General features: G+C 30.7%; 16 protein-coding genes. 3 read left to right on the top strand and 13 right to left on the bottom strand.

Annotated features, from left to right (window positions below; all coding sequences use genetic code 11):
- Nucleotides 1-64: 64 nt before the first annotated feature.
- The 8 genes from LGK95_RS05005 to LGK95_RS04970 all read right to left on the bottom strand — a co-directional run bounded on the left by LGK95_RS05005 (nucleotide 65) and on the right by LGK95_RS04970 (nucleotide 7,700).
- Entirely contained in the window at nucleotides 65-1,150 is a 1,086-nt protein-coding gene (locus tag LGK95_RS05005; protein WP_226122915.1) for a BMP family lipoprotein, read from the bottom strand.
- 81 nt (nucleotides 1,151-1,231) lie between these two features.
- Nucleotides 1,232-1,723: a glycine/sarcosine/betaine reductase complex selenoprotein A gene (gene grdA, locus LGK95_RS05000; protein ID WP_226122914.1), complete on the bottom strand. Its 492-nt coding sequence runs from the start codon at nucleotides 1,721-1,723 to the stop codon at nucleotides 1,232-1,234.
- Between the two features lie 191 nt (nucleotides 1,724-1,914).
- The gene (locus tag LGK95_RS04995) at nucleotides 1,915-2,244 is read right to left on the bottom strand and encodes a thioredoxin family protein (RefSeq protein WP_226122912.1); all 330 of its coding nucleotides are present in this window, start codon (nucleotides 2,242-2,244) and stop codon (nucleotides 1,915-1,917) included.
- An 86-nt stretch (nucleotides 2,245-2,330) separates the two neighbouring features.
- Nucleotides 2,331-3,257, bottom strand: coding sequence for a thioredoxin-disulfide reductase (gene trxB, locus LGK95_RS04990; protein ID WP_226122910.1), 927 nt, complete (start codon nucleotides 3,255-3,257; stop codon nucleotides 2,331-2,333).
- Nucleotides 3,258-3,281: 24 nt separating this feature from the next.
- Nucleotides 3,282-3,749, bottom strand: a complete 468-nt coding sequence (locus LGK95_RS04985; RefSeq protein ID WP_226122908.1) for a tRNA (cytidine(34)-2'-O)-methyltransferase — start codon at nucleotides 3,747-3,749, stop codon at nucleotides 3,282-3,284.
- 12 nt (nucleotides 3,750-3,761) lie between these two features.
- Nucleotides 3,762-5,318, bottom strand: a complete 1,557-nt coding sequence (locus LGK95_RS04980) for a MutS-related protein (RefSeq protein ID WP_226122906.1) — start codon at nucleotides 5,316-5,318, stop codon at nucleotides 3,762-3,764.
- Nucleotides 5,319-5,353: 35 nt separating this feature from the next.
- The gene (locus LGK95_RS04975; protein WP_226122904.1) at nucleotides 5,354-6,181 is read right to left on the bottom strand and encodes a Cof-type HAD-IIB family hydrolase; all 828 of its coding nucleotides are present in this window, start codon (nucleotides 6,179-6,181) and stop codon (nucleotides 5,354-5,356) included.
- A 169-nt stretch (nucleotides 6,182-6,350) separates the two neighbouring features.
- Entirely contained in the window at nucleotides 6,351-7,700 is a 1,350-nt protein-coding gene (locus LGK95_RS04970) for a VanW family protein (RefSeq protein WP_226122902.1), read from the bottom strand.
- 178 nt (nucleotides 7,701-7,878) lie between these two features.
- Between LGK95_RS04970 and LGK95_RS04965 the strand changes: the two genes are divergently transcribed.
- Complete coding sequence (locus LGK95_RS04965) at nucleotides 7,879-8,919, top strand: M42 family metallopeptidase (RefSeq protein WP_226122899.1); 1,041 nt, start codon at nucleotides 7,879-7,881, stop codon at nucleotides 8,917-8,919.
- A gap of 67 nt (nucleotides 8,920-8,986) precedes the next feature.
- Here the strand turns inward: LGK95_RS04965 and sleB are convergent, their stop codons facing one another.
- Nucleotides 8,987-9,658, bottom strand: coding sequence for a spore cortex-lytic enzyme (sleB, locus tag LGK95_RS04960; protein WP_226123231.1), 672 nt, complete (start codon nucleotides 9,656-9,658; stop codon nucleotides 8,987-8,989).
- A gap of 146 nt (nucleotides 9,659-9,804) precedes the next feature.
- Nucleotides 9,805-11,067 (bottom strand): magnesium transporter, encoded by a 1,263-nt coding sequence (locus LGK95_RS04955; RefSeq protein WP_226122897.1) that lies wholly within the window; start codon nucleotides 11,065-11,067, stop codon nucleotides 9,805-9,807.
- A gap of 568 nt (nucleotides 11,068-11,635) precedes the next feature.
- Between LGK95_RS04955 and LGK95_RS04950 the strand changes: the two genes are divergently transcribed.
- Nucleotides 11,636-13,621 carry a YgiQ family radical SAM protein gene (locus LGK95_RS04950; RefSeq protein ID WP_264174478.1) on the top strand — a complete coding sequence of 662 codons (1,986 nt, stop codon included), beginning with the start codon at nucleotides 11,636-11,638 and terminating at the stop codon, nucleotides 13,619-13,621.
- A 67-nt stretch (nucleotides 13,622-13,688) separates the two neighbouring features.
- Here the strand turns inward: LGK95_RS04950 and LGK95_RS04945 are convergent, their stop codons facing one another.
- From LGK95_RS04945 to LGK95_RS04935, 3 genes are all read right to left on the bottom strand, one after another.
- Nucleotides 13,689-14,324, bottom strand: a complete 636-nt coding sequence (locus LGK95_RS04945; protein WP_226122895.1) for a hypothetical protein — start codon at nucleotides 14,322-14,324, stop codon at nucleotides 13,689-13,691.
- A 69-nt stretch (nucleotides 14,325-14,393) separates the two neighbouring features.
- On the bottom strand, nucleotides 14,394-15,278 hold the full coding sequence (locus LGK95_RS04940; RefSeq protein ID WP_226122893.1) for a YegS/Rv2252/BmrU family lipid kinase: 885 nt from the start codon (nucleotides 15,276-15,278) through the stop codon (nucleotides 14,394-14,396).
- A 180-nt stretch (nucleotides 15,279-15,458) separates the two neighbouring features.
- Nucleotides 15,459-15,890 carry a CBS domain-containing protein gene (locus LGK95_RS04935; protein WP_226122891.1) on the bottom strand — a complete coding sequence of 144 codons (432 nt, stop codon included), beginning with the start codon at nucleotides 15,888-15,890 and terminating at the stop codon, nucleotides 15,459-15,461.
- A gap of 251 nt (nucleotides 15,891-16,141) precedes the next feature.
- Here LGK95_RS04935 and pssA point away from each other — a divergent pair, with 251 nt between their 5' ends.
- Nucleotides 16,142-16,654 (top strand): CDP-diacylglycerol--serine O-phosphatidyltransferase, encoded by a 513-nt coding sequence (gene pssA / locus LGK95_RS04930; RefSeq protein WP_226122889.1) that lies wholly within the window; start codon nucleotides 16,142-16,144, stop codon nucleotides 16,652-16,654.

Below are 16,654 nucleotides of genomic sequence, written 5' to 3'. Positions count from 1 at the left end.
CTAGATGTAATACATCTAGCTCTTATTGCTTACTAATATAATGAAATATTAAATAATAAACCTTTTATTTAAAACTCATTACTTCTTTTCTATTTACTGGAACAACTATTTCTCCGGTAATAATTTTATTTTCATATTTTTTTACTTCATCTAAAACGGTCTTTGGTACATTTTTACCAGATGTATCCGCTATTCCTACACCTTTTTCCTTTAGTCCAAGTGTTAAACTTGTGCCACCTTTGAATTTTTCGTTAACTTGAGCTTTAGATTCGTTATAAGTCGCTGTATCAACTCTCTTTATCATACTCGATAAAATAACATCAGCATACTGTGGAACTGTTAAAGATTGATCCATATCAACTCCAATAGCCCAAACTTGTTTTTTGTTATCTTTTAATTCTTTAGCTGCTTTAAATAAACCAATACCAACACCACCCGCTGCATGATAAACTACATCGCAACCATCTTGATATAATGATTTAGCTATTTCATACCCTTTTGCTGAATCATCAAAACTATCTGCATATTTTACAGTTGATCCTGGACTCTTTCCATTTGTACTTGTTAGACCTTTAGCAGCTTCTGGATTAACTGATTTGACACCCGCTACAAAACCAGATTCAAATCTTGATATTAATTCAGTATCTTTTCCACCAATAAATCCAATTTTATTAGTTTTAGTCATTCTTCCAGCAATAACTCCCATTAAGAAAGAACCTTCTTGTTCCTTAAAATTAATGGATACTACATTTGGTAGATTAACAACTGAGTCTATAATTGCGAAGTTACTATCAGTATGATTTTTCGCAACCTCTGTTATTGCATCTGCCATTTGGTATCCAATAGCAAAAGTTAAATTCGAACCATTTTCAACTAACGTTTCTAAATTTGGTGTATAATCTTCCTTTTGTTTAGATTCAATAGGAGTATATTTGAAACCGTCTTCACCTTTAGCCTTGTTTACTCCTGCATTGGCTGACTGATTAAATGACTTGTCATTTAATCCACCTTCATCAGTAGAAAGTCCTATAGTTACAGTACTTTTTGTTACTTTCGTTTTTGTTTCTTCCTTTTTAGTCCCACAGCCAACAAACAATGTTGCAACCACAGAGACTGCTGCAAGTATTGCAATCACCTTTTTTTTGTTCATAATTATTTCGCCCCCTAGATAATTAATTAAGAATATTGCCTCGCAGTATGTATTCTCTAATTGTTTTCATATTCCTCTTTTTTAAAATTCATATTGTTTATTTCTGTATTTACAAAACTTTTCCCTTATTGAACGAACTTCTAAAATTATTTCATCTATGTCTAACACCATTTCCATTACTGCGCATTGCTTCTCATAAACTAATTGACTGCAAGCACCTTTAATTTCTGGTTCAACTACGTGAAATACAGCGAGACCTAAAGCAATCCCAGATAAAGGACCCTCAAGTGTTGGATCTCCAGCAGCCATTGTTTCAGCTGAAATTCCAGATGCTTCGGCTTCGGCTCCTCCAATAACGACTACTATATTTTCAGCGCCATACTCTAAGGTAATGTCCTTAACCTTTTGTTGAAGCTCTATATCCATTGCTCCTGCTGCTGTGCAAGCGAAACATTTGGTTGATGAAAACACCACTTCTGCCCCAGCAGATTTTACGCAAGCTTCTATTGATATACCAGGTATTCCGTCTCTATCTCCTATAATGATAATTTTTTTTCCTTTAAGCATTTTCATCTTCCTTCTCATTCAATTTTTTCACTTAATTTATATGCAATATGTATTTTTTTACCTTTGCTTCTTATTTTACTCTCAATAAAGTTAATCTGTTTAATTAATATTTTCTCTATTCACCACTTAAATTATTCACATTATATAATATATTTTAAGGCTTATAGCTTTTTATTAGCCATAAGCCTCTAACCAGATTACAATGTATTGTAATAATCTTTAATAAATATTTCTATATCATTTAATGAAGAAATTTTATCTGGTGTTATTGTAGCAACTTTTTCTGAAGCATTATATATTATCATTGTTGGTAGTCCTAAAACCCTCTGCGTTATAGCTGTTCTTCTTGATACTGCAATGTTTAAACTAGCAAATTTAATTTTATCGCAGTATTTCTCGCGAAGGCTTTGCACTCCGGGCATAAGTTTTAGACACATTTCACATTTTTCACCCCAAAAATCAACGAATACTGGTTTGTCTGATTTTAATACTTCTACTTCAAAGTTGTCTTTATTTAATTCTACCATTACTAATAACCTCCGTTTTATCTTATGTATACTATAATAAAATTAAATAGCAATGTATTAATTTATAAAGTTATATTTTTAATAAACTATCTAAGTTTACTTTCAATGTAATGTTCAGCGTGCGTTGCCGCAATCGCTCCATCTGCAGCTGCTGTAATAACTTGTCTTAATAATTTAACTCTTATGTCTCCTGCTGCATATACTCCTGGTATATTAGTTCTCATTTCTTCATCAGTAATAACATCGCCACGCTCATTCATAGTAATCTTTCCTTTAAATAGTTCTGAAATTGGAAGGTATCCTATAAATACAAAGCACCCATCTGATTTTAGTTCACTAATTTCTCCAGTTTTAATATTTTTAAGTACTAAGCTTTCTAATACTTCTGTGCCTTTAGCTTCCTCAACTACTGTATCCCAAACAAACTTTATTTTAGGATTACTAAAAGCTTTTTCTTGAAGTGACTTAGCAGCTCTTAATTCGTCTCTTCTGTGTATTACAGTAACAGTTTCTCCAAATTTAGCTAAGTATATAGCTTCAGATATAGCTGAGTCTCCACCTCCAAGAACTGCAATGTCTAAATCTGCAAAAAAGTCAGCATCGCAAGTTGCACAATAAGAAACTCCCTTTCCTCTTAGTTCTGTTTCATTCTTAAATCCACCAAGTCTTGGATAAGCTCCTGTGGCAATTATTATTGTTTTAGCCTTATAGCTTTTGCTCATGCATTTAATTACTTTTATATCACCTTCAAGTTCAACTCCTGCAACTTCTTCATTTACAAATTTTGTTCCAAATTCTGCTGCTTGCTCTTTCATTCTTTTGCTTAATGATGCCCCTGTAGAATTTTCGATAGAACCTGGGTAATTATCTAATTCATCAGTTGTAGCTACCTGTCCACCATATGCTGCCCGTTCTATAACTAGGGTATCCATTCTTGATCTTGATGCATAAAGACCAGCTGATAACCCTGCAGGACCCCCGCCAATAATTATAGTATCGTATATATGCTCCATAACTCTAACCTCCTCATTTTCATTTTATTTCATATCAATAAATCCTATTTGTCTAAGCGCTTCATATGTCACAATTGCAACTGTATTTGAAAGGTTTAGAGACCTTGTTGTACTACTTATCATGGGTACTCTTATACATCCATCAGGATTACTCCCTCGAACGCTATCCGGTAATCCTGAGGATTCTCGTCCGAAAATTATAAAATCTCCCTCTTTAAACTCCGCTTCTGTATAAAATTTTGAACCCTTTGTTGTAGAATAATAGAAAGTTGACCCCTTATATTTTTCCATAAATGCTTCATATGATTCATGTACCTCTAAATTCAGATATGGCCAATAATCTAAACCCGCCCTTTTTAGTTGCTTCTCCTCTAAACTAAACCCTAAAGGTTTTATAAGATGAAGTTTACAATCAGTAAGCACGCAAGTTCTTCCAATATTACCAGTATTCTGTGGAATTTCTGGTTCAAATAAAACTATATTTAAATTCATAATTATTCCTCCTTACTTTCCTATATTCTCAGCTCTAATAAACGATTTTTCTACTATTTGCTTTGGATAACCCATGTACTCTAAAAGTTTTATAGCATTTCTTGTTTGAGAAACGCCTTTTTTTATCTTATAATCAAAACTTAACCCCTTTTTAGTATCAACCTTTTCGCTAAAATAGTAAAATTCAAAATTAGCTTTTAATATATTGACTAATTCTCTATCATGTGTTGCTACAATCGAAATAGTTTTCCCATTGTTTATGTATGTTAGTATTTCTGCAGACATTGCAATTCTCTCTATTGGATTTGTACCCCTGAATATTTCATCTATTGGGCAAAATACCGGTGCATCCTTTTCTAGAGCCGTAATTATTCGAAGAATTGATTCCGCTTCAGCCATGTAGAAACTTTTCCCTTTTGTTAGATCATCATTCGGGCTAATTGATGTAACTATGTTTAAAAAAGGAGCTTCATATTTTTTTGCCAAAACAAAATCAAAACATTGAGCTAGAATTATATTTACGCCAAGCATTCTTAAAAAAGTGGATTTACCCGCCATATTTGTGCCCGTAAGCACAATACCCCCATTACCTATTCCAATTGTGTTGGCTACAGCCTTATCTATGAGAGGATGGATTCCGTCCTTTATATTTAAAGAAACTTGCTTTATAAACTTAGGTTTTACATACTGCTCACCTAAAATATGTTTATACCCCGCAATAGAAATTAATGCTTCTAGTTCACCAACAGTATAGTAAAGGTCCATTAAAACCTCTTTTTCTTCTTTTATTCTATCAGATATGGAATAATAAGCGCTTTCTTCAAAAAGAAAAATCACAGAAACAAATTCAAACATTCCTCCCCACATATTCACAAATCCTATTTGTCTTGTACTTCTATCTATATCCTTTACAGATTTAAGCATCGTTGATATCTTATCCTTATAATAAATAATATCTTTACTATTTATGCTGGCAATTTTTTTAGCTGCCTTTATATTTCTTTGTAAGTAGAATATGCCATTGGATTTAATGGCCTTTACCTCAGAAGAGTTTATTAGCATATTAATAGAACATATACCAAACAATACTAACATAAATTTTACATTTACAAATATTGCAAGCAAAATTGCCGCTACTGGTAATATCCTTCCAAGAACTGTATACACAAAATATTTAGCTCTATTTATGATTAGGTTATTTTCTATCATATCTAGAAAACTGTTTTTTAAATCGCTGTTTAATTCAAAGAAAATACACTGTAGGCTCTCTCTTAAATTATTATCATCTTTAAGTGTCTCAATCAGTTTTCCTCTTACTTTTAATTCTTCTTCATTCATTAAAGGATTTCTAAGCATTGTATATAAAGCTGCCTCTCCAGGACTACTATATGCTCTATCTAATTTTTCGTATACTTTATTCATATCTAAATCTTCCCATGTTTGATTATCTAAGGTGTATTCATGTTTCTTATGTATATCAAAAAACTTCTTAATTTTATTGAAATCTCTTTTCTTATCAACATCTTTGTTATAATCACTTCTTATTGAATGTAAAAACTTATTGATCATAGTAAAATACTCCTTTAGTTAATTTAAAATTTATTTTATACTTCTAATATAAATTTTTCAATAGCCTTAGCTACCCCATCATTATTATTAGTCTCGGTAATATATTGCGCAGCTTCTTTCACGACACCATCCGCGTTTCCCATTGCAACTCCAAGTCCTGCATATTTAATCATAGATAAATCATTTTCGCTATCACCTATACAAATAATCTGTTCACTTTCTATTCCATAATAATTTGCTAATATCTTAACAGCATTTCCTTTTGTTACTCCCTTATTTGTCACCTCAAAATTATCAAATTTAGAACTTACCACCTCAAAAGCATCCATGTTTCTTATGGCTATTTTTGCTTTCCTTATTTTTTCTGCATCTGCATCTACACCTATACCCTTGAAGATCTCATTTTCATATTTTTTAAAAACCTCGTCCCAATCTCTTACGATCAATACTTTAATCTGCTTATCTTTTGATAATTTTTTATTTGCTTCCTTATAGAAACGTGTAGAAAACGCTGCATTCTCTGTGAAAATCATTTCATTAGTATAAAAATGTGGATATATATCATACTGTTTAAACACAGATAGTAATTTTCTACATTTATTTTCACCTATTGATGCATTGTATATTACTTCATCCCTATCTTTCTCCCTAATATAAGCACCATTTGCAGCTATTACTGGTGACTTAACTCCCAGTAAATTCGAGAAATAATCAGCGGAAGTAAATATTCTTCCCGTACAAACTGCAATCCTTACACCTTGTTCATTAGCTAATCTTATAGCTCTAAGATTCCTCTCACTAACAGTTTTCTCATCACTTAACAAAGTACCATCCATATCTATACATATTAATTTATAATCCATTATTTTATCCTCCTCATTAAGCTTTAGGTTATAAATACTATAGCATTATAATATTTATATAGTATCATAATTTCCTTTATCTATCCATTAATTGTATTATGTGTTCTAGATTTATTTTAATTCAGCCGAAAGTATATGCATAAAAGAAAACATACCGTTAATTAAAACGCTATGCTTTTCTAGTACCGACCTTTATTATGCCATTAATAACTCGGAATGTATCCTCATTTATAATTTCAGTATTAATTAGCTTACCATTTTCATAAGTTTTTCTAGATACCTTAACTTTAAAGCCTGCATAACCCGTTTTTATAATTTCCATTTCACCTGCATTTTTAGTAGGATCTTGTATCGTTTCCGTTTTAGGCTCTGTTACCTCTAATATTTCATTTACAATTTCATAAGTTCTATTTGTTAATATAGAATTTGAGTATATATTAAAATGTATGTTTCTATTCGATGTATTACCTTCAATATATATTGGGTACTTAAAGGTATTTTTAAACTTATAATCAAGATTGCCATAGTCGACCGTAGCATCTTGCCCTTTTGCTATATAACCTGATGAAATTGTATGATGAATTCTTTCAATCGACCTAATTGAAGTTGAAAGCATTGCATTATACAAAGTAGATGATACTTGACATACTCCACCACCTATTCCTTTATCTAGTTTTTCTCCTATAATTACGCCTGCAGTTCGATATCCTCTTGCAGCCGTTCTTTGCCCTACAACTCCATTAAAACTAAAGACATCTCCTGGCATAAGTAATGTCCCATTTATACTTTTAGTAGACAAATTTATGTTTGTTGCTCTACCCTCTGATGATCTTCCAAAGTTTGTAGTAAATCCTGATATTCTCTTGTTTATTGTTTTTAGATCAGTTGCTAATATTTTAGCTTTTGATTTCTTTATAGGAGCCGTAATATATATATAATCTTCTGAAAGAACACCATTTATTTTACTTTTAATTTCTTTTTTTAACCTATCTGTTTCTAATTGCATTCCGGAAATGTCATTTGTAATCGTAAATTGTCCACTACCACCCATTGCTATAGTTGCATTTAATGGATCTTTATTTGTATCTTTAGCTATGACCAATAATGTTTTATCAACAATTTTATCATTATAGTTAAATACTAACTTTATTTGCTTGCTTGTTGGATATTTTATAGCTTTATATTTCTGGAACATATTCATATCTTGTCCATAACTAATTGCCTGATTCACCGCTTCATCAATATTGTATTTTGCATCTAACTTTGAATAATCTAAAATATATTCTTTATCGTCAGTGGCTATAGTAATTTTTTTCTTTATTACCTCACTTGAGTACTTGTCCTGTAATATTCTTTGGGCTTCTTCTTTCGTTTTACCTGCTAAATCCTCATTTTCTATTTTAACTGAGGGTAAAATTATCGAATCCCACTGTTTTACTTTAACATAGGAGTAGCTACTAAACGTAATTATACCAACCAAAACCAAAACGCCTAATATTATAATTGCCTTATTTTTCATATATAATCTCCTTTTTCTACTCATGGGCATAATACTACACAAAAACTAATATTCATATATGCTTTGACTCTATTCATATATACTTGTTATATGCTTTACCTAAATATAATAGTTCTAATTTAACATCTTTTATGGTAAAATTATGCTTGAACTAATCTCATTTTTAAGGAGTGATATTATGAATTATAATGAAGATAAAATAAAATACTATTTGTTGAATATTCTATCAATAGCAAGTCCATCAGGTTATACTCAAAATATTATGGACTATATAAAAGATGAGCTTAACTTGCTAAACGTACCATATATCGTTACTAATAAAGGTGCAGTTGTGGCTACCTTAAAAGGCAAAGATAGTAATTATCAAAGAACACTTTCAGCTCATGTAGATACACTCGGAGCAATGGTTAAGAAAATTAATTCTAGTGGTTCTTTAGCAATAGATCCTATAGGTGGCTACATGATGAATTCGATAGAAGGTGAAAACGTCACAATAGAAACTATCGATGGCAAAACCTTCACAGGAACTGTTCAAAGCACAAAACCTTCAGTCCATATTAGTGGTAATGATGCTCGTGAACTAAAAAGAACACCTGAAAATATGGAAGTAATACTTGACGAAAAAATATCTTCAATAAATGAAGTAGAGGAATTAGGGATAAGCGTTGGTGATTTTATTTGTTTTAATGCGAGAACCCTATTCACTAAAAAAGGCTTTATAAAATCAAGGCATCTAGATGATAAGGCTTCAGTTGCAATTCTACTTTATGCTACTAAATACATAGTAGATAATAACATTGAGCTTCCCTATACAGTTAATATATTTATTAGTAATTATGAAGAAGTTGGTCACGGGGCCTCGGCCGCGATTCCAAAAGAAACTAAAGAGTTTGTATCAGTAGATATGGGTTGCCCTGGCCTTGATCAAAATTCATCAGAATATAGTGTTTGTATTTGCGCTAAAGACTCATCAGGTCCCTATGATTTAGAACTACGTAAAAAGTTAACCCAGATTTGTAAAGATGAAAATATAGATTATAAAATAGATGTCTATCCACATTATGGTTCTGACGCCTCCGCTGCTCTAAGAGCAGGATGGGACATAAAGACAGCTTTAATCGGTGCTGGAATTTTTGCTTCACATGGTTATGAAAGAACTCATATGGATTCCATACTATGTACTCTTAATTTAATAATTAAATACTGTAAAAAAGAATAATACGAATAAAATAGGTAGTAGAAAACTTTCTACTACCTATTTTATTCGTATTCTATAAAAAATCTAATTAGTTGCAAAATCTATGTTTACCAATTACTTTTATTAATTCTCGTGACCATATCCATTTATTAGTACTCGTTGCAGGATTAAAATAAAACACAGCGCCTCCAGAAGGATCCCATCCATTAAGTGCATCCCTTGCAGCCCTTGTAGAGCTCTCTGCCATATCTGCATTAATTTGTCCATCTACAATAGCCGTAAATGCACCTGGTTGATAAATTACTCCCGCTATTGTGGAGGGAAATCTTGCATCTCTTGTTCTATTCAAAATTGTTGCTCCAACAGCAACCTGACCTTCATAAGGCTCACCTCTAGCCTCACCATTTATAAGCCTAGCGACTAAATTTACATCATTATCATTGGTTACATTTTTGCTAGAAGCTGATCCTCCAGCAGTTGATTTACTAGGAACAATTCCGATAGCCTCAAGTGTCTGATTACCTACCAATCCATCCGCCTTTATTCCATTACTTCTTTGAAAGGCCTTAACAGAAAGATAAGTATTATAGCCATATATTCCATCGACAGTTTGCTTATAATAGCCCCATCTTTTTAATTTAGTTTGAATATTTTTAACTTGTTCACCACGCGCTCCATATTTGTAAACCTGTGCTATAGCTTTACTATTAGAAAGATTAAAATTAACTTCACTTGCAAAATATGCAATCAAAATTATCATAACCACAGCACTGCATCTTTTGAGTAAATGTTTTTTAAGCTTCAAGTGTATCCCTCCTTAAATAAATAATATTTTTCATTAACAATGCTAGTTTGTGTTAAATTCAAAAAAAAATACACTGTGCTTCTATAATGCACAGTGTATTTTCATATTATTTTTTTAAGTTTTCTTTTCCATCTAGGAGACAATAGCTCTTCAATTATATCATTCATAATTACTATTCCACATAACTTATCTTCAATGTCTATTACTGGCAATGATATTAAATCGTATTTAAGTGCCAATTCTACAGCTTCTTCAATATCTTGAGAATCTTTTATTTTGATTACTGTATCATCTATAATATCCTTCAATTTTTGCTCTGGAGATGCGAGAACTAAATTTCTCAAAGATATAACTCCTTGAAGTTTTTCATACTCATCTACAATATAAATATAATGAATTACCTCATCTTCAGGTTGAAGTTCCCTTAATATTTCAATAGTTTGACTAGCTGTTATATTTAATTTAAAAGATATAAAATCTTTATTCATTATGCTTCCAACAACTTCTTCTTCGTAATCCATAAGATTTCTAATTTCTTCTTCATCATCCTTTTTGAAGTTTATAAGGATCTTTTCTACATCGGCTTCTTTCATTTCATCTAAAATATCAGCAATCTCATCGTTAGGCATTTCATCTAAAATCTCCTGTGCAGTTATGTTATTAATAGTACTTAAAATATCCGCCTGAATTTCTGGTTGCAATTCCTCTAAAGTATGTGCTGCCAAATCTTTATCTAGACTTTCAAATATTTTGTTTCGAGCTTCGGTATCTAGCCCCTCTAATATATCTGCAAGATCCGCTGGATGAAGTTTAGTTAATTTTCCATAGGGCTTTGTAAGTTTTAAACTATGGTCTACCATTTCGAGTGACTGAACACTTTCCCATGTTATACTATTGTCTCGAGGTTTTCTGCCTAATATATTATAAAGAGCTCTAATTATGCCATCTAACTTATATTTTCTAGCAACTGCAACAATTCCAGATTCTACGGCTACAACCCTTATTTCTCCAGCAACTTTATTCATTGTTAAATCATTAACCTTAACCACTTTCTTGCCGTTAACATCAACTATTTGTTTATTCAATAAATGTTTAGATAAAAGATAAGAAAATTTTCTAGGAATTATATCTTTAACTCCTCTTACTCTTACTCTTACTTTTTTATCTTCTATACATATTTCAATTGATCTAAATTCATAATTAAATATTTCGCTTGCTTTTTTAATTTTATAACCTATAACCCTTGGATATCCTTGATCAGTAGAAACGTAAATATCAAATATCTTACCAATATCATCATCAAATTCATCAAATACTTTTTGATTTAATATCTGGCTCAAATAAAATTCAGCAATTTTTTTCATAGTTATTCCTCCTCTTATGCAGAGAAATAACTAAATATAAAATCCATTATTTTATAATGGTTACTATCTATGTCAATTTCTATTATTAGAAATTCTCTGCATAATTATATTATATTTTAAGTTTAATTTTGACCTTCTAATTCGAGGGCCATTTTCCATTTGTTTTCACCACCTATAATTTTCGCTTTATATATTAATATATTTTATATCTGAATTCAACTGTAAAAACTCTTCTCTTTATATAATTATATTATATATGCTTCAGAATGCAACTAAAAATAAGTATTTCAATTAGATTTCTCCATTAAACTCTATTATACTCTATTAAATACTCCTAATAGAGTATTTATCATTATTACTTTAAAATCCTTGTATTATATTAAATTTTGAAATTTTATAATCAAGGTTTAGCAATTATAAACTTTTGTAGTTCATATTTTTCTGTAGATATGTTAATATTATTATATACCGTTAACACATGATAATGAACTTTATTTTCAACGAATTATATGTTCAACGAACTTTAGTTCAATGAAACTTAGTTCGACTAATCTCTCAGGAGGATTATATGATAGTAAACAAACAATTTTTACCTATTAGCATGAATGATTTAAAAGAAAGAAACATATCACAATTAGATTTTATAATAATTACAGGGGATGCATATATAGATCATCCATCCTTTGGAACTGCTATTATTGGAAGAACATTAGAACGAGAAGGCTTTAACGTAGGAATTATAGCGCAGCCTAATTGGGAAAACGTAGATGATTTTAGAAAACTTGGAAAACCTAAATATGCTTTTATAATAAACTCCGGCAATATAGATTCTATGGTTAATCACTATACAGCCGCAAAGAAAAAAAGGCACACCGACCTTTATTCACCAGGTGGCGAATCAGGTCATAGACCCGATAGAGCAGTAATTGTGTATTGTAATCGCGCCCGTGAAGCTTTTAAAAATGTTCCAATAATAATTGGTGGCATAGAAGCAAGTCTACGTAGATTTGCCCATTATGATTATTGGGCCGATAAAGTTAGGCGAAGCTTATTAATTGATGCTAAAGCAGACCTGCTAATTTATGGTATGGGAGAAAAAACTATAGTTGAAATGGCTAATCTTTTCAAGTACGGCATGACTGTAGATAAAATGACTTCTCTAAGAGGTACAGTTTATGCTACAAAAGAAATTAGTGAACTTAAAGATTTTATAGAAGTTCCTTCATTTGAAGATGTTTCGACAGATAAAAATGCTTATGCACAGAGTTATAAATTACAGTCATTAGAACAAGATGATATAAGAGGGAAAACATTAGTTCAAAAACATAATGACCGATACGTCGTTCAAAATCCGCCTCAAATATCTTTAACTCAAAGTGAAATGGATATAACTTACGGACTTCCGTACACTAGAACATATCACCCTATTTATGAATCTAAAGGTGGCATACCTGCAATTACTGAGGTTGAGTTTTCTATAACTAGCCATAGGGGTTGTTTTGGTAGCTGTGCTTTTTGTGCTTTAACCTTTCATCAAGGTAGAGTTATTCAAAATAGGAGTCAGCAATCTATTATAGATGAAGCTAAGCTTTTAACTAGCTTAAAGAATTTCAAAGGATATATTCACGATATAGGTGGTCCTACAGCGAATTTTAGACACAGGGCTTGCAAGCTTCAAGAAAAAGTAGGCGTATGCCGCGATAAACAATGCATGTTTCCATCTCCATGCAAAAATCTTATTATTGACCACACTGAGTATTTAGATTTATTAAGAAAGGTAAGGGTCATTCCAAACATTAAAAAGGTTTTTATTCGTTCTGGAATAAGATATGATTACCTTATATTTGATAAAAATACTACATTCTTTGAAGAATTGTGCGAACATCATATTAGCGGGCAACTAAAGGTAGCCCCTGAACATATTAGCGACAAGGTTCTAGACCAAATGGGGAAATCCAAAAAAGAAGTGTATGACAGTTTCGTAAAAAAGTATTTTGAATTTAATAAAAAAATAGATAAAAATCAATTTTTAGTTCCATACTTTATGTCAAGCCACCCTGGTAGTGACTTAAAGGAATCCATTAAATTATCAGAATACATTAAGGAAATGGGCTATACCCCTGAACAAGTCCAAGACTTTTACCCAACACCTGGTAGTTTATCTACCACGATATATTACACCGGAATTAACCCTTTCACGGGTGAGAAGGTTTATGTGCCAAATGAGCAGAAGGAAAAAAATATGCAAAGAGCTCTGCTTCAATTTAAGAACCCAGAAAACTATAGTATTGTAAAAGAGGCGCTAGTAAAAGCTCATAGAGAAGACTTAATTGGCTTTGATAAAAAGTCATTAATTCCACCAAGACCTCTAAAGACAAATACTAATTCTAAGTTTTCTAAGAGGAAACATTCTAAGGCGTCCGCTCCAAAGACTGGGTCGAATGTAGATGTGAAACCCACCTCGAAGACTGTTTTAAAAACTGACACAAAACCATTTCATAATCGCACAACAAAAACTACCCCAAAATTTAATCCTAGAAAACGACAAGGATAAAAAAAGACATATAACGCTAGAATTCATCCTAGCGTTATATGTCTTTTAAATCTGTTTTTTTAACATTTTACCTTTTCAACTTTATTAAACCATAATTCAAAGTTAAAATCCAAGAAATATCTCCGAGTATTAACCACGCAAAATTTGTATTTATTAAAGTTAGAAGGACTGATATTAATGTAATGCTCGAAGATATTATTATTAATAATGCCCCAAGTTTGTTAGAATAAGTTTTATTAAATAATCCTATACCTTTTATTATAAAAACAGAATTAAATATAAGTAATGTAACATTACAATAATCTATTAATTTTAATGTTATTGTATATCCGCAAATATTAGATATAATAATATCTGCAGAGGATTTATATACTACAATGAAATATGCTATACATAACATAGCGCATATAAGTAAAATCTTTCTAAGCTTGATTTTATTATTTCTTGCAAATATAAAAACTGAAAGAATTCCACATATAGGTATACACAAAAAGTTTGTATATACTACAGGTTTTAATAAATATAAATAATTTTGATTTTTTACAATCAAGAGAATTATTAAAGCTATGTATCTAAACGACATTAAAATTAAAGCTATAACACTTATTATTTTAATTTTTTTAGGGGCATAAAACAAACTGGAAATTATACCTTCATATAATAAAAAAACCATTATTGACAGCAGTGTAAAATATATACTCATTCTTAGACTCTCCCTAAAATTGCTACTGTTAATATTTATTAATTAATATATAAAAATATGCCTAATTAACTATATTTTAGCTCCTAATATAGATATTCCACTTTTTACACATTCTATAACTAACGGAAAATCTGGTCCTCTTTCACCATCTATGTCTGTAACAATATCTTCAAAGCATTCTATTTCTAATCTATTTGTCTTAAAATAAACAATTCCCTCAACATTTTCTAAGTGCTCATTTCTAAGCATTTTGATAAAAATGTTTAAGATATTCTTCATAGTACCAGCCTTTATTATAATGACATCTAAAAGTCCATCATCTACTTTAGCGTTGTATGCAAACTTTAAATTTCCTGCAGTTTGTCCATTAAAGATTAACATTAAGTACATATTTCCATCAAAAAAAACTTCTTCTGAAACAACCTTTATTTTTAATTTTCTGAAATTAGGCAACTGCTCAATTCCCTTTACATAATATGCTAACTTTCCTATAGTATTTTTTAAATTCATATCCATTTTTTGAGATATATCAGTGAATAAACCAGTACTCGCTACATTCATAAAATATTTATTATTTATCTTTCCTAAATCAACATTCACTACACTACTTTTTAGTATTTGATTGCAAGCATCACCCACATCATGAGGCATACCTATATAATTTGCAAAATCATTTGCGGTACCCGCGGGAAGAATCGCTATAGGTAAATAAATATTTTTCTTTTTCATATCATTTACCACACTATCTATTGTTCCATCTCCACCTGCTATCAAAATATAGCTATAGCTATTATCTATATCAGAAAAGGCATCTGATATAGGGTGTTCATTGGATATTCTATATGGCACTATTGTATGCTCATATTCTTGATGAATCATTATTATTTTATCTAAATCTGATGCTATAGTTTTTTCTCCAGAATATGGATTATAAATAAATTTCACCTTTTTCATTGCATTCTCTCCTATTTCCCGCTTAATTTTAATGATTTATTTATATAGTATAACTCTTTAAAAATAAATCCACAAGATTCCGTTTTCTTGTGGATTTCTAGGTAAGTAACTGGGAATGAATAACAAGTAAGATAGAGTTTATAAATCTAGTTTTCTATTCAATAAAACTGTTCCTACATCCTAATTGCTGTGGAGGCAAGTTTCAGAAATTTCACTGAGCGCTTCTGTAGCCTCTTCATGAAGATCTGGCTCGATTGCTAAATCTCCTAGTGAAACAATTCCTACTAAATGATTATTTGAGGTTATTGGTAATCTTCTTATTTGCCTCTCGCTCATAATCCTAGCAGCTTCATTTACATTTATATCTTCGTCACCTAGTACTGGATTTGAAGTCATAATACTTCTAACCTTTTGAAGCTTTATATCTTTCCCTTCTGCAACGCACCTAAGTATTATATCTCTATCTGTTACAATGCCAACTACTCCTCTATCCTCAGCATTTACAGGAATTGATCCTATGTTATACTCTTTCATAAGCTCAGCTGCACGCTCAGCTGTATCCTCTACTGATAAACTTATAACATCTTTAGTCATTATTTCGGAAACTTTCATTTCAAAATCCTCCTTTGTAATTAATTATATAAACTATTACTTATATTTGTAATTATTTTAACCATAAATAAAATTTATTATTAATATTTTTTATGATTATTTATTACATAATTGCATTAAATTAAATTATATGATTTGTATGCTTAAATATTGCTATAAAATGATGTATAATTAAGATGCTTTTTATAAAATATATATTGTTATGATATTTATATTTAAATGAGATTTCAATATTTTAGGAGTGATATTTAGTGAAAAAATCCTCAATACCAAATATTCTTACCTTCGGCAATTTAATTTTCGGTTTATTATCCTTATTAATGACGTTCCAAGCTAATTACAAATTATCTGTAATCTTTATATTACTCGCTGGTCTTATGGATAGGTACGATGGCCAAGTAGCACGTTATCTACAAGTATCCAGTGATTTAGGAAAAGAATTAGATTCCTTAGCTGATCTAGTCTCTTTTGGCGTTGCACCATCTGTTCTTATATTTAATTTGTATGATTTTATATCTTTAAGCTATTTTGGCTATGTCTGCTTTTTAATTTTTCCTGTAGCAGGTGCATATAGACTTGCAAGGTATAATAACTCTAAATTTAATAATATTTACACTGGTATTCCTATTACTTTAGCTGGTATGCTCGTAGCAATCTATGCCTTAGTAACTTTAAATTCACCTCATAATTTTGCGCTTACTATTATTATAATGTTTATACTCTCTTACCTTATGGTGAGTAAATTCAAAATAAAAAAGATGTGA

Source organism: Clostridium algoriphilum, from assembly GCF_020443705.1.
Taxonomy (GTDB): domain Bacteria; phylum Bacillota; class Clostridia; order Clostridiales; family Clostridiaceae; genus Clostridium_AD; species Clostridium_AD algoriphilum.
This window is presented reverse-complemented; position numbering and strand designations above follow the sequence as displayed.